Annotated in this window: 12 protein-coding genes; 7 read left to right on the top strand and 5 right to left on the bottom strand. The window is 60.6% G+C overall.

Translation table 11 applies throughout. The features are described 5' to 3' along the window. The first annotated feature begins 78 nt into the window (after positions 1–78). Both bepA and arsC read left to right on the top strand, forming a co-directional pair. Positions 79–1,560: a beta-barrel assembly-enhancing protease gene (bepA, locus tag EIEH_RS05220; protein WP_015870574.1), complete on the top strand. Its 1,482-nt coding sequence runs from the start codon at positions 79–81 to the stop codon at positions 1,558–1,560. A gap of 61 nt (positions 1,561–1,621) precedes the next feature. Continuing rightward, positions 1,622–1,975 (top strand): arsenate reductase (glutaredoxin), encoded by a 354-nt coding sequence (arsC, locus tag EIEH_RS05215; RefSeq protein WP_015870573.1) that lies wholly within the window; start codon positions 1,622–1,624, stop codon positions 1,973–1,975. A 50-nt stretch (positions 1,976–2,025) separates the two neighbouring features. Here the strand turns inward: arsC and hda are convergent, their stop codons facing one another. The 3 genes from hda to upp all read right to left on the bottom strand — a co-directional run bounded on the left by hda (position 2,026) and on the right by upp (position 4,982). Beyond that, on the bottom strand, positions 2,026–2,742 hold the full coding sequence (hda, locus tag EIEH_RS05210; RefSeq protein ID WP_015870572.1) for a DnaA inactivator Hda: 717 nt from the start codon (positions 2,740–2,742) through the stop codon (positions 2,026–2,028). A gap of 231 nt (positions 2,743–2,973) precedes the next feature. After that, positions 2,974–4,251, bottom strand: coding sequence for a uracil permease (uraA, locus tag EIEH_RS05205; RefSeq protein ID WP_015870571.1), 1,278 nt, complete (start codon positions 4,249–4,251; stop codon positions 2,974–2,976). Between the two features lie 104 nt (positions 4,252–4,355). Next, a complete protein-coding gene (upp, locus tag EIEH_RS05200) occupies positions 4,356–4,982 on the bottom strand; it encodes a uracil phosphoribosyltransferase (protein ID WP_015870570.1) in 627 nt (208 codons plus the stop codon). Positions 4,983–5,253: 271 nt separating this feature from the next. Between upp and purM the strand changes: the two genes are divergently transcribed. From purM to ppx, 5 genes are all read left to right on the top strand, one after another. Beyond that, positions 5,254–6,297: a phosphoribosylformylglycinamidine cyclo-ligase gene (gene purM / locus EIEH_RS05195; protein WP_015870569.1), complete on the top strand. Its 1,044-nt coding sequence runs from the start codon at positions 5,254–5,256 to the stop codon at positions 6,295–6,297. Positions 6,298–6,307: 10 nt separating this feature from the next. After that, the gene (gene purN, locus EIEH_RS05190; RefSeq protein WP_015870568.1) at positions 6,308–6,946 is read left to right on the top strand and encodes a phosphoribosylglycinamide formyltransferase; all 639 of its coding nucleotides are present in this window, start codon (positions 6,308–6,310) and stop codon (positions 6,944–6,946) included. 110 nt (positions 6,947–7,056) lie between these two features. Further along, positions 7,057–7,599 carry a spermidine N1-acetyltransferase gene (gene speG / locus EIEH_RS05185; protein WP_015870567.1) on the top strand — a complete coding sequence of 181 codons (543 nt, stop codon included), beginning with the start codon at positions 7,057–7,059 and terminating at the stop codon, positions 7,597–7,599. A gap of 134 nt (positions 7,600–7,733) precedes the next feature. Beyond that, complete coding sequence (ppk1, locus tag EIEH_RS05180; RefSeq protein ID WP_015870566.1) at positions 7,734–9,839, top strand: polyphosphate kinase 1; 2,106 nt, start codon at positions 7,734–7,736, stop codon at positions 9,837–9,839. A 12-nt stretch (positions 9,840–9,851) separates the two neighbouring features. Further along, positions 9,852–11,381 (top strand): exopolyphosphatase, encoded by a 1,530-nt coding sequence (gene ppx, locus EIEH_RS05175; RefSeq protein WP_015870565.1) that lies wholly within the window; start codon positions 9,852–9,854, stop codon positions 11,379–11,381. 14 nt (positions 11,382–11,395) lie between these two features. Here the strand turns inward: ppx and phoR are convergent, their stop codons facing one another. Both phoR and phoB read right to left on the bottom strand, forming a co-directional pair. After that, positions 11,396–12,709 carry a phosphate regulon sensor histidine kinase PhoR gene (gene phoR, locus EIEH_RS05170; RefSeq protein ID WP_035608934.1) on the bottom strand — a complete coding sequence of 438 codons (1,314 nt, stop codon included), beginning with the start codon at positions 12,707–12,709 and terminating at the stop codon, positions 11,396–11,398. Between the two features lie 20 nt (positions 12,710–12,729). Next, positions 12,730–13,419: a phosphate regulon transcriptional regulator PhoB gene (gene phoB, locus EIEH_RS05165; RefSeq protein WP_015870564.1), complete on the bottom strand. Its 690-nt coding sequence runs from the start codon at positions 13,417–13,419 to the stop codon at positions 12,730–12,732. Positions 13,420–13,608: the final 189 nt, after the last annotated feature.

Here is a 13,608-nt window from a genome sequence, read left to right as displayed (position 1 = left end):
TAGAGAGCGGGGGCGGGAAGAAGAACTCTTCGCCGGGATCGGCGTCAAATGTCTATCGTTGCCTTGGAAGCGTCACTTATGACTTTACGGTTCAACAGATCGCTTATCGCCCTGCTGCTGGCGGGCGGGCTATCCGGTGCAGCGCCCTCGCTGCACGCCGCCACCATACAGGATCAGTCGCTGCCGGATATCGGCACCACCGCCGGCAATATCCTCAGCATCAATCAGGAGCTGGCGATGGGGGACTTTTACGTGCGCCAGCTGCGGGCCAGCGCGCCGCTGATTAACGATCCCCTGCTCGACGGCTATATCAATCGGTTGGGAGAGAGCCTGGTTTCCCACGCCGACGGCGTACGGACACCGTTCCACTTCTATCTGGTTCGCAATGACGACATCAACGCCTTTGCCTTCTTCGGCGGTAACGTGGTGCTGCACAGCGCCCTGTTCCGCTATACCGACAATGAGAGTCAGCTGGCCTCAGTGATGGCCCATGAGATCTCCCACGTCACCCAGCGCCACCTGGCACGGGCGATGGAGGAGCAGCAGCGCACTGCGCCGCTGACCTGGGTCGGTGCCCTCGGATCCATCCTGCTGGCGATGGCCAGCCCGCAGGCGGGCATGGCGGCCCTGACCGGCACCCTGGCGGGCGCCCAGCAGGGGATCATCAGCTTTACCCAACAGAATGAGCAGGAGGCCGATCGCATCGGTATTCAGGTGCTGCAGCGAACCGGATTCGATCCCCAGGCCATGCCCAACTTTCTGCAAAAGCTGGCCGACCAATCGCGCTACTCCTCCAAGCCGCCGGAGATCCTGCTGACCCACCCCCTGCCGGACAGCCGCCTGACCGATACCCGCAACCGCGCCAACCAGATGCGCCCCCACCCGGTTCAGTCCTCTCTCGACTATCTGCTGGCCAAGGTACGCACCCTAGGCATGTACAGCGGTAATGACCTCGACGGCGGCTATCTCAGCAGCGACATGCTGGATACGCTGGCGCGCGGCAGCGTACGCGAGCAACAGGCGTCGCGCTATGGACGGGCCATTCTGTTCTCACAGGCCAACAAGCTTGACGATGCGCGCCACACCCTGCAGCCGCTGCTGACGGCTGATCCGGACAACGTCTGGTATATCGACCTGATGACCGATATCGACCTCAACCAGAAGCAGGCGGCGGCGGCCATCGCCCGTCTGGAGGCAGCGCTGACAAAAAATCGCAGCGATCCCGTTCTGCAGATCAATCTGGCCAACGCCTATATCCAGGGCGGGAAGGCGCCCCTAGCCTCCCGTCTGCTGTATCGCTATACCTACAGCCACCCTAACGATGTCAACGGCTGGGATCTGCTGGCCCAGGCCAGCGCCGAACAGGGGCTGCGCGACGAGGAGCTGGCCGCCCGCGCAGAACAGCTGGCGCTGACCGGCGAACTGCAGCAGGCTATCGGGCTGTTGGGCAACGCCAGCGCGCTGATGCCCCTCGGCAGCCTGAAACAGGCTCGCTATGACGCCCGTATCGATCAGCTGCGCCAGCTGCAGGAGCGTTTTAAACAGTACCAGCGCCGCTGATGCCCACTCCCCGGCGCCTGTTCACAGGTGCCGGGGGATTTCCGTTACAACAGGAGTCCCTATGTCCTCCGTGGTTATCTATCATAATCCTCGCTGCTCTAAGAGCCGCGCTACGCTGCAGCTGCTGGAAGATCGCGGCATCCACCCCGAGATCGTGCTGTATCTGGAGACACCGCCGGATGCCGACGCGCTGCGTGGCCTGATCGCCACGCTGGGCTTTGACTCCGCACGTCAGCTGATACGTCGGGGCGACGATCTGTATCAGCAGCTGGATCTGGACAACCCGGCGCTGGACGAGGCCGCGCTTATCGCCGCGCTGGCCGCGCACCCCTCGCTGATTGAACGCCCCATCGTAGTCAACGGTCTACGGGCGCGCCTGGGCCGCCCGCCACAGCAAGTGCTGGAGATTCTGTAAACGGCGTTGGCGCCGGGCAAGCCCGGCGCGCAACATAGACCGCCGCACGGTTACAGCAGCAGCGTCTCTTTAACGAAGGGGATGGTCAGCTTACGCTGGGCGGCGATAGAGGCCCGATCGAGCTGATCCAGGGTCATAAACAGGGTGCGCATCTCACGATCCAGACGCTTCAGCAGGAAACGCCCCACGTCCTCCGGCAGCTCAAAGCCTCGTAGGCGGGCGCGCAGCTGCAGTGCCTGCAGCTTCTCTTCATCTCCCAGCGGCTGCAGCTTATAAATCTGCCCCCAATCCAGGCGCGAGGCCAGATCGGGCAGACGCAGATTGAGCTGACGCGGCGGACGATCGCCGGTGATCAGCAGGCGGGTGCGCCCGCTCTCCTGAATGCGGTTATACAGATTGAAGATGGCCATCTCCCAGGCCCCATCGCCGGCGATACATTCAATATTATCAATACAGACCAGCGCCAGTTGCTCCATGCCATCCAGGACTTCAGGCACAAAGTAGGCCCGCTTATCGAGCGGCACAAACCCGACCGCCTCACCACGCTGCGATAGCTCGGCGCAGGCCGCATGCAGCAGATGGCTGCGCCCGCCGCCCTCGCGTGACCAGAAATAGATATAGGATCCGTGCTCTTGACGTAACGCATTCTGCAACGCAGCGAGCAGCGCGGCATTCTCCCCCGCGTAGAAACTGGAAAAGGTTTCATCGTCGGGCAGATAGAGCGGCAATGAAAGCTGGGTGGGCGTGTTCAGATTCACCTCAGACATAAACTTGCAAAAAACTTTTTCAGTTTAACACAGAAATGAGCACAGGCATGCGCTAATCACGCCGCTGCACTAAAAACCCACGCCCAGGCTACCCACGCCGTAACAGTCAAGAGAATAGCCCGCGGCAGTGGCACACCCTCATGCGGTTAGCATCCCCACAGGGAGAGGAGAACAGGGGATAATACGGGGTGGAAAAGGGAGCCGGATACCGCCCAGCTCCCCTCGGAGGCGTTAGATATCCTCCGGTAGCTCGATAATCTCTTCTTCTTTGCGCATCAGGCTGAACAGCTTGAACAGCAGGCTCATCCCGATACCGACGATGGTCGCCAGCGCCATCCCCTTCAACTCCGCGGCGCCGATATGCACCTTGGCACCGCTGACGCCGATGATCAGGATAACCGAAGTCAGGATCAGATTCTGAGCCTTGTTATAGTCGACCTTGGAGTCGATCAGCACCCGGATCCCGGACGCCCCAATCACGCCATACAGCAGCAGGGAGACCCCCCCCATCACCGGCACCGGGATCACCTGGATCGCCGCCGCCAGCTTACCGACGCAGGAGAGCAGGATCGCCAGCACCGCCGCCCCGCCGATCACCCAGGTGCTGTAGACCTTGGTGATGGCCAACACACCGATATTTTCACCGTAGGTGGTATTCGGCGTCGAGCCGAAAAAGCCGGAGAACATGGTGGAGAAGCCGTTGGCAAACATGGAGCGATGCAGCCCCGGATCGCGCATCAGATCCTTCTTCACGATATTGGCGGTCACCACCAGGTGGCCGACGTGCTCGGCAATCACCACCAGCGCCGCCGGCAGGATGGTCAAAATGGCGAACCACTCAAAGCGCGGCGTATAGAAGGTCGGCAGCGCAAACCAGTGGGCCTCTTTGATCGGCGTAATATCCACCACGCCCATGAAGAAGGAGAGCCCGTAGCCCACCAGTACGCCGATCAGGATCGGGATGATAGCCAAAAAGCCACGGAACAGCACCGAGCCCAGTACCGTCACCGCCAGCGTCACCATGGAGATGGTGATGGTGGTGCCGTCGGCCCGGGTGCCGTCGGCCGGCAGCAGACCGGCCATATTGGCCGCCACACCAGCCAGCTCCAGGCCGATCACCGCCACAATCGCCCCCATTGCCGCCGGAGGAAAGATCACATTCAGCCAGCCGGTACCGGCTTTTTTGACAATCAGCGCCACCAGACAGAACAGTGCACCGCAGACGATAAAGCCGCCCAGCGCCAGCTCATAGCCTAGCGGCAGCAGCAACATCACCGGTGAAATAAAGGCAAAGCTGGAGCCGAGATAGGCCGGTATCTTGCCTTTACAGATAAACAGATACAGCAGAGTGCCGATGCCGTTAAACAGCAGTACCGTCGCCGGGTTAATCTTAAACAGAATGGGAACCAGCACGGTGGCACCAAACATGGCGAACAGGTGCTGAAAGCTCAACGGAATCGTTTGCAGAAGCGATGGACGCTCGCTGACGCCGATGACGCGACGGGTCATGATGTATTTCCTCTCTCGTTAATCGATAGTGTTAGGGTTTGAAAGGGGCGCGGCGCACCCGGCGTCACGCCAAAAAAAAGCCGACTAACGAGTCGGCTCATGGGTTACTTGGTACCAAATATTTTATCGCCGGCGTCGCCCAGACCCGGAATAATGTAACCCTTATCGTTTAGGCCCTGATCGATGGAGGCGGTGTACAGCTCCACGTCCGGGTGCGCCTTCTCCAGCGCGGCGATACCCTCCGGTGCCGCCACCAGCACCAGCACCTTGATCGCGCGACAGCCGGCATTCTTCAGCAGATCGATAGTGGCGATCATGGAGCCGCCCGTGGCCAGCATTGGATCAACGACCAGCGCCATACGCTCATCGATATGGGATACCAGCTTCTGGAAATAGGGAACCGGCTCCAGCGTCTCTTCGTTACGGTAGATCCCCACCACGCTGATACGGGCGCTCGGCACATGCTCCAGCACCCCTTCCATCATGCCCAGCCCCGCGCGCAGGATCGGCACCACGGTGATCTTTTTCCCTTTAATCTGTTCAACTTCGACCGGGCCGCACCAACCATCAATGGTTACTTTTTCTGTTTCGAGGTCTGCGGTCGCTTCATAGGTCAGCAAACTGCCCACTTCAGAGGCCAGTTCACGGAATCGTTTGGTGCTGATGTCATTTTCACGCATCAAACCCAGTTTGTGTTTCACAAGCGGGTGTTTCACTTCAACGATCTTCATTTTTTCTCTCCCATGTAGCTGTTCTGCGCCCAAAAAAATCGCGAGATTATACCTCCCTTTCACTCGCTTTTCAGAGGAAAAATCATGATCTCTATCAATAAAGAAACATTCTGTTACCTGGTTGAAGAAAACGATACCGTCAGTCACAATGGGATAGCAAACGTTTGCTTTGACTGCTAGAATTGCGCCGCCTGACTTTTTCCGCAGGGTTCACGGACGCCTTTATCGCGCCACCGATGGACCACACCTAACCACCATGGGGATTTACGCAGTGACCGACAAAACCGCTCTCAGTTACAAAGACGCCGGCGTAGACATTGATGCCGGCAATGCTTTGGTTGACCGCATTAAAGGTGTCGTCAAAGAGACCCGCCGACCTGAAGTGATGGGCGGCCTGGGCGGCTTCGGCGCACTGTGCGCGCTGCCGCAAAAATACCGTGAGCCGGTGCTGGTCTCCGGCACCGACGGCGTCGGCACCAAACTGCGCCTGGCAATGGATCTGCAGCGCCACGACAGCATCGGTATCGATCTGGTGGCCATGTGCGTCAACGATCTGGTGGTTCAGGGCGCCGAGCCGCTGTTTTTTCTGGATTACTACGCCACCGGCAAGCTCGACGTCGATACCGCGGCGAGCGTCATCAGCGGGATCGCGGCGGGCTGTAAACAGGCTGGCTGTGCACTGGTGGGGGGGGAGACTGCCGAAATGCCCGGCATGTACCACGGCGAAGACTACGACGTGGCCGGATTCTGCGTCGGCGTGGTAGAGAAGTCCCAGATTATCGATGGCAGCCAGGTTCGCCCCGGCGATGCCCTGATCGCCCTGGGCGCCAGCGGTCCGCACTCCAACGGCTACTCACTGATCCGCAAGATCCTGGAGGTCAGCGGCTGCGATCCGCGCACGACGATGCTGGCCGGGCGTCCGCTGGCCGACCACCTGCTGGCGCCAACCCGTATCTACGTCGCCGCCTGCCTGGACCTGATCGCCAGCCATGAGGTACACGCCCTCGCCCACCTCACCGGCGGCGGTTTCTGGGAGAACATTCCACGCGTGCTGCCGGCCGGCGTCAAGGCCGTTATCGACGAGGGCAGGTGGCAGTGGCCGGCCATCTTCGACTGGCTGCAGCAGGCCGGCAACGTCAGCCGCCACGAAATGTACCGCACCTTTAACTGCGGCGTCGGAATGGTTATCGCCCTGCCGCCTGCGCAGGTCGACTCCGCGCTGGCGCGCCTGAGCCAACGCGGCGAACAGGCCTGGCTGCTGGGCCATATCGCCGAGGCACAGGGCGACGGGCCGCAGGTCGAGATCCTGCGCTGAGGGAGATGCCATGAAACGTATCGTCGTGCTGATCTCCGGCCAAGGCAGCAACCTGCAGGCGCTGATCGACGCCTGCACCGCCAGGCGCATTCCGGGACAGATCGTCGCCGTTTTCAGCAACCGCGCCGATGCCCATGGACTGGTGCGCGCGCGTCGGTCCGGCATTGACGCATGCGCTCTGTGCACAGATGACTACCCCGACCGCCAGGCCTTCGATATGGCGCTGGCGGCCCAGATCGCCGCCTATCATCCCGATCTTCTGGTGCTGGCCGGCTATATGCGCATCCTCTCGCCGCCCTTTGTTCAGCGCTTCACCGGGCGTATACTCAACGTTCACCCCTCGCTGCTACCGCGCTACCCCGGTCTGGAGACCCACCGTCGGGCGCTGGAAAATGGCGATGCCCAACACGGCGCCTCCGTGCACTTTGTCAGCGATAAGCTGGACGGCGGCCCGGTGGTGCTACAGGCCAGGGTACCGATCTTCGCCGACGACAGCGTTGCCGGGATCGCCGCACGGGTGCAGGTACAGGAGCACGCCATTTATCCGTTGGCGGTCGCCTGGTTCTGCAGCGACCGTCTACGGCAGCGCGACGGTCTGGCCTGGCTGGATGGGCAGGCACTGCCGCCACAGGGATACGCCAGCGATTAGGCGCTGCATATCAGACGTCGCCCCCTGCAGTTATTCATAAACAGCGGTTATAATCTCGTTCCCTATCCGGCGGTTCCGACCGCCTATTCCCTGCGACGAGAGGAACGATTATGTCCAGTGACAGTGACGTCAGGCTACATCCCCTGGAACGGGAAGACCTGCCGTTTGTCCATCAGCTTGATAACAACGCCAGCGTGATGCGCTATTGGTTCGAGGAGCCCTACATTGCCTTTGTCGAGCTGGCCGAACTGTACGATAAGCATATTCACGATCAGAGCGAACGCCGCTTTGTGGTCGAGCAAAACGGCACCAAGATAGGGCTGGTTGAGCTGGTCGAAATCGACCATATTCACCGCCGCGCCGAGTTTCAAATCATCATCGATCCCACCCACCAGGGACACGGCTACGCCAACCGTGCGGCTCAGCTGGCCATGGAGCACGCCTTTGCCGTACTCAATCTGTATAAGCTGTACCTGATCGTCGACCAAGAGAACCACAAGGCTATCCATATCTATAGCAAGCTGGGCTTTGAGGTCGAGGGGGAGCTGATCCACGAGTTTTTCATTAACGGCGAGTACCGCAACGCCATCCGCATGTGCATGTTCCAGCACCGCTATCTGGCCATGTACCGCACGACGGCACGGGGCGTATAGCGCCGCGGTTGGACTTTCCCCCCACTGACTCGCCATAATGGTAGGGCAATGTTCCGTCCACGGCGGTATCACCGCCGGGCAGCCGCCCCGCGCAGCGCGGGACGGATCGTTTTTGCTTTGGTACTGGAGTCACAATGGGGCAGGAAAAGCGCTATATCGACAAAGAGCTCAGCTGGCTATCCTTTAATGAGCGCGTACTGCAGGAGGCCGCCGATAAAAGCAACCCGCTGATTGAACGCATGCGGTTTCTCGGTATTTACTCCAGCAACCTGGACGAATTCTATAAGGTCCGTTTCGCCGAGCTGAAACGCCGCATACTGATCAGCGAAGAGCAGGGCATGAATAACGGCAGCTCACGCCATCTACTGCAGCAAATCCAGGCCAAGGTACTCAAGGCCGATCAGGAGTTCGACTCCCTGTACAATGACCTGCTGCTGGAGATGGCGCGCAATCAGATCTTTCTGATCAACGAGCGCCAGCTCTCCGAAAACCAGCAGGCATGGCTACGGCAGTACTACCGCAACCATCTGCGCCAGCATATCACGCCGATCATGCTCGATGAGGAGACCGACCTGGTCTCCTTCCTCAAGGATGACTACACCTATCTGGCGGTGGAGATCGTCAGCGGCCAGCAGACCCGCTATGCGCTGCTGGAGATCCCCTCCGATAAGGTCGAGCGCTTCATCATGCTGCCGCCGGAGACGCCGCGTCGACGCAAGCCAATGATTCTGGTGGACAACATTCTGCGTTACTGCCTGGATGACATCTTCTGTGGCTTCTTCGACTATCACACCCTGAATGCCTATTCGATGAAGATGACCCGCGACGCCGAATACGATCTGGTGACGGAGATGGAGTCCAGCCTGATGGAGCTGATGTCCTCTAGCCTCAAGCAGCGCCTGACCGCCGAGCCGGTGCGTTTTGTGTACCAACGGGATATGCCCGACGAACTGGTCAGCCTGTTGACCCGTCGGCTGGGTATCTCCTCCTACGATTCGGTGATCGCCGGGGGGCGCTACCACAACTTTAAGGATTTCATCAAGTTTCCCAACGTTGGTAAGGCCAACCTGCTCAATCGCCCGCTGCCGCGCCTGCGCCACGTCTGGTTCGATCGCTTCCGTAACGGCTTCGACGCCATCCGCGACCACGACGTGCTGCTGTACTACCCCTATCACACCTTCGAGCACGTGCTGGAACTGCTGCGCCAGGCCTCCTTCGACCCCAGCGTACTGGCGATTAAGATCAACATCTACCGGGTCGCCAAGAACTCCCGCATCATCGAATCGATGATCCATGCAGCCCACAACGGCAAGAAGGTCACTGTGGTGGTGGAACTGCAGGCGCGCTTTGACGAAGAGGCCAACATTCACTGGGCCAAGCGCCTAACGGAGGCCGGTGTACATGTGATCTTCTCGGCACCGGGGCTGAAGATCCACGCCAAGCTATTCCTCATCTCGCGCCGTGAAGGAGACAATATCGTACGTTATGCCCATATTGGCACCGGTAACTTCAACGAAAAAACCGCCCGGCTGTACACCGACTATTCACTGCTGACCGCCGATGCCCGCATCACCAACGAAGTCCGCCGGGTATTCAACTTCATCGAAAACCCCTATCGTCCGGTTAACTTTGAGCATCTGCTGGTCTCTCCGCAGAACTCACGCCGCATGCTGTATCAGCTGATCGATCAGGAGATAACCCATGCCCAGGCCGGGCTGAGCGGCGGGATCACCCTCAAGCTCAACAATCTGGTGGATAAAGGGCTGGTCGACCGCCTGTATGCGGCCTCCAGCGCCGGGGTTAAAATCCGTCTGCTGGTGCGTGGCATGTGTGCGCTGGTGCCGGGAATACCCGGGATCAGCGATAATATCAGCGCCATCAGCATCGTCGATCGCTTCCTGGAGCATGCCCGGGTCTATGCCTTTGACAACCACGGCGATCCACAGGTCTTTCTCTCATCGGCTGACTGGATGACCCGCAACATCGACTATCGCATTGAGGTGGCGGTGAGCCTGCTCGATCCCCAGCTGCGCCAGCGGGTGCTGGAGCTGCTGGAGCTGCAGTTCAGCGATACCGTCAAGGCCCGCTACCTCGATCGGGAGCTGAGCAACCGCTATGTGCCGCGCGGCAACCGCCGCAAAGTGCGCTCACAGCTGGCCATCTATGATTACATCCGGGCGCTGGAACACGCCGGCGCCCAGCAGGCGCAGGAACTCCCCGCTCCGCCGACCCATGACTGAACCGGACTGCCTATGCCGCTGATTCCCACTTCGCCCCGCCCGCAGGAGATCGCCGCCGTCGATCTCGGCTCCAACAGTTTTCATATGGTGATTGCACGCGTCGTCAACGGCGCGCTGCAGGTGCTGGGACGGCTAAAGCAGCGCGTCCACCTGGCCGACGGCCTGGATCAGCACCATCGCCTGAGCGAGGAGTCCATGGCGCGCGGGCTGGCCTGCCTGGCCCTGTTCGCCGAGCGCCTGCAGGGCTTTCCGGCGGAAAACGTCTGTATCGTCGGCACCCACACCCTGCGCCAGGCCAATAACGCCCAGGAGTTTCTCAAGCGCGCCGCCAAGGTAATCCCCTACCCCATCGAGATCATCTCCGGCCATGAAGAGGCGCGCCTGATCTTTATGGGCGTCGCCCACACCCAGCCAGAGAAGGGGCGCAAGCTGGTGATCGATATCGGCGGCGGCTCCACGGAGATGGTGATCGGCGAGGACTTTGACCCGATTCTGGTCGAGAGTCGGCGCATGGGCTGCGTCAGCTTTGCCCAGCAGTTCTTTGCCGACGGGGTCATCACCGCCACCGGCTTTCAGCGCGCCCGCCTGGCTGCAGCGCAAAAGCTGGAGAACATGGCCTGGCAGTACCGCATTCAGGGCTGGAACGCCGCGCTGGGCGCCTCCGGCTCCATTAAGGCGGCCTATGAAGTTCTGGTCGCCATGGGCGAGAAAGATGGGCTGCTCACCCCGGCGCGCCTGGCGATGCTGTGCGACGAGGCGCTACGCTATAGCCATGTCGATCGCCTGCGTCTGCCGGGGTTATCCGAAGAGCGCCGCCAGGTCTTCGTTCCGGGGCTGGCGATTCTGTGCGGGGTGTTCGACGCGCTGGCGATAAAGCAGCTGCGCCTGTCGGACGGCGCGCTGCGCGAAGGGGTGCTGTATGAGATGGAGGGACGTTTCCGCCACCAGGATATCCGCAGCCGCACCGCACGCAGCCTGGCCGACCACTACAATATTGACCGTGAGCAGGCCCAGCGCGTGCAGACCTGTGCACAGCAGCTATACGCGCAGTGGATGGCGCAAAACTCACGTCTGGTACATCCGCAGCTGGAGGCGCTGCTCAACTGGGCGTCGGCGCTGCACGAGGTGGGACTGAGCATCAACCACAGCGGCATGCAACGGCACTCGGCCTATATCCTGCAAAATACCAATCTGCCCGGATTCACCCAGGAGCAGCAGCTGATGCTGGCGACGCTGGTGCGCTGCCAGCGCAAGGCGCTGCGGCTGGAGGAACTGCCGCGTTTCACCCTGTTTAAGAAAAAACAGTATCTGCCGCTGATCCAGATCCTGCGCCTGGCCACCCTGCTCAACAATCAGCGCCAGTCCACCACGCCGCCCGATACGCTGCAGCTGGAAACCGATGGTTTTCAGTGGGTGCTGCGCTTCCCGCCCCGCTACCTGCGGCAAAATAGCCTGGTACAGCTGGACGTGGAGAAGGAGCAGGAGTACTGGCGCAACGTCGATGGCTGGAGCCTGGTGATCGAAACGCAGCGGGAGGAGTGACGGAGACGCGCACGCTAGCCGGGCACCCGGACCGGCGGCGCACCGTTGAACACCAGGTGGGACGGCAGGGTAAACGCGAAGCGGGTTCCCTGTCCGAGAGTGCTCTCGATAGCCAGATGCGCCTCATGATGCTGCAGCGCATGCTTGACGATGGCCAGTCCCAGCCCGCTGCCGCCGGTGCTGCTGGAACGTGAGCGGTCGACCCGGTAAAAGCGTTCGGTCAGATGACCGAGGTGCTCCCGGGCGATGCCCGGTCCATCGTCCTGTACGGTAAAACTGGCCCCCTGCGCGGTGCGCTGCCAGCGTACCGTAATCTGCGTTCCCGCCGGTGTGTGGTTGATCGCGTTATACACCAGATTGGAGACAGCGCTGCGCAGCTGCTCCTCATTGCCGCGCACCCGCAGGGTGTCATCAATGCTAAAACGCAGCCTGTGCTGACCATCGCTCAACGCGTTGGCCTCCCGATCCAGCATATGCAGCATCGCCGGGACATCAACCACCGCGCCGAGATCGATGTCTGGCGCCGCCTCAATCCGCGACAGCACCAGCAGCTGCCGGACCAGTCCATCCATACGCTGCGCCTGTGCCTGCATGGTCAACAGCGCCTTCTCCCGCTGCGGCGCCGGCATCGCATCGTCGCCAAACATCTCCAGATAGCCCTGCAGTACCGTCAGCGGCGTACGCAGCTCATGGCTGACGTTGGCAAAAAAGTTGCGCCGCGCGCCCTCAAGCTGGCGCTTTTGGGTCACATCGCACGCGACCATCAGCATCTGCCCCTCGCTGTAGGGCATCAGGCGAAACTCCATATGGCGCCCGCTGTTAAGGTGCAGTGTCAGCGGCCGGGTATAATCGGCGTCGCCCAGATAGCGGCTAAATTCGGGATAACGCAGCAGATTACGGATATTCTGTCCATTGTCCTCGGGCCAGCGAAACCCCAGCAGGTGCTGCGCCAGACGGTTGCACCAAAAGATATTGCCCTCATCGGTCAGCATCACAATGGCATCGGGCAGCGACTCTGCCCCACTGCGGAACCGTTTGATCAGCAAGGCCAGCTCACGCCGTCGCCGCCGATTACGCTGCTGCATCTGATACAACCCGTAAAACAGCGGCTCCCAGCTGCCGCGTCCGCTGGGCGGCGTCATGCTGCGATCCACCCACAGCCAGTGGGAGAGCCGCAGCTGATTCCAGCCGTGCCACATCAGCAGCAGGCACAGCGCCGACAGTAAGAACCAGGGTAAATAGCCGAACAGCGTGCCGAGCAGCAGCGCCGGCACGCAGCACAACAGCAGCTCAGACAGCAGCGTCTTCCAGGAGAGTTTATCCAACACAGTCAGCACTCCATCGCCGATCAGTAGCGGGCGGAGAAACGGTAGCCGGTACCACGCACGGTCTGCACCATGCGATCGTGACCGCTGCCCTCCAGCGCCTTGCGCAAACGACGAATGTGAACATCGACGGTACGATCCTCCACATAGACGTTAGTGCCCCAGACATGATTAAGCAACTGTTCGCGGCTGTAAACCCGCTCAGGATGAGTCATAAAGAAGTGCAGCAGTTTAAATTCGGTCGGACCCATATCCACCGCACTATCGTGGACCGTCACCCGGTGCGAGATAGGGTCTAGGCTCAGCCCCTGCAGGCTAATGCTCTCCTCCAGCGCCATCGGCGAAATGCGCCGCATTACTGCCTTGATCCGCGCCACCAGCTCTTTGGGCGAAAACGGCTTGGTAATATAATCATCGGCGCCCACCTCCAGACCGCGCACCCGATCCTCCTCTTCACCGCGCGCCGTCAGCATCATCACCGGAATATCCCGGGTCGCCGGTTCCCGCTTCAGCTGCTTGATAAGCTGGATACCCGAGCCGCCGGGCAGCATCCAGTCCAGCAGAATCAGATCGGGGTAAGGCTCGCACAGCTGGCTTAACGCACCGTCATAGCTCTCCGCCTCCAGCGGCTGATAGCCGTTCTGCTCCAGAACGAAACTCACCATATCCCTGATGGGCGTTTCATCTTCTACGACTAAAATGCGTATGGTCATACTGACTTCCCGGTTAATTGTCATCCGCTGCAATTATGCGTCATTTTTATGACAGATTTATGAAAAAAAAGAGATCCCCCCAGCCGCGGCGGCCAGCGGGTTGGCGCCCTTTTGCCGCGCCGGGTATACTGTCCACCATATCCTCCGCCCGCCACCGCGGGCGCGCCCTCCGTTGCCAAGCAAGGGACA

The organism is Edwardsiella ictaluri ATCC 33202 (assembly GCF_000264785.1).
In the GTDB taxonomy this organism is placed as follows: Bacteria; Pseudomonadota; Gammaproteobacteria; order Enterobacterales; family Enterobacteriaceae; genus Edwardsiella; species Edwardsiella ictaluri.
Note: the sequence above shows the minus strand (reverse complement) of the source record. Positions and strands in the feature narration are given on the sequence as shown.

Coding starts and splice junctions, on each gene's coding strand:
- bepA (WP_015870574.1), top strand. CDS start 79: ATGACTTTACGGTTCAACAGATCGCTTATCGCCCTGCTGCTGGCGGGC.
- arsC (WP_015870573.1), top strand. CDS start 1,622: ATGTCCTCCGTGGTTATCTATCATAATCCTCGCTGCTCTAAGAGCCGC.
- hda (WP_015870572.1), bottom strand. CDS start 2,742: ATGTCTGAGGTGAATCTGAACACGCCCACCCAGCTTTCATTGCCGCTC.
- uraA (WP_015870571.1), bottom strand. CDS start 4,251: ATGACCCGTCGCGTCATCGGCGTCAGCGAGCGTCCATCGCTTCTGCAA.
- upp (WP_015870570.1), bottom strand. CDS start 4,982: ATGAAGATCGTTGAAGTGAAACACCCGCTTGTGAAACACAAACTGGGT.
- purN (WP_015870568.1), top strand. CDS start 6,308: ATGAAACGTATCGTCGTGCTGATCTCCGGCCAAGGCAGCAACCTGCAG.
- speG (WP_015870567.1), top strand. CDS start 7,057: ATGTCCAGTGACAGTGACGTCAGGCTACATCCCCTGGAACGGGAAGAC.
- ppk1 (WP_015870566.1), top strand. CDS start 7,734: ATGGGGCAGGAAAAGCGCTATATCGACAAAGAGCTCAGCTGGCTATCC.
- ppx (WP_015870565.1), top strand. CDS start 9,852: ATGCCGCTGATTCCCACTTCGCCCCGCCCGCAGGAGATCGCCGCCGTC.
- phoB (WP_015870564.1), bottom strand. CDS start 13,419: ATGACCATACGCATTTTAGTCGTAGAAGATGAAACGCCCATCAGGGAT.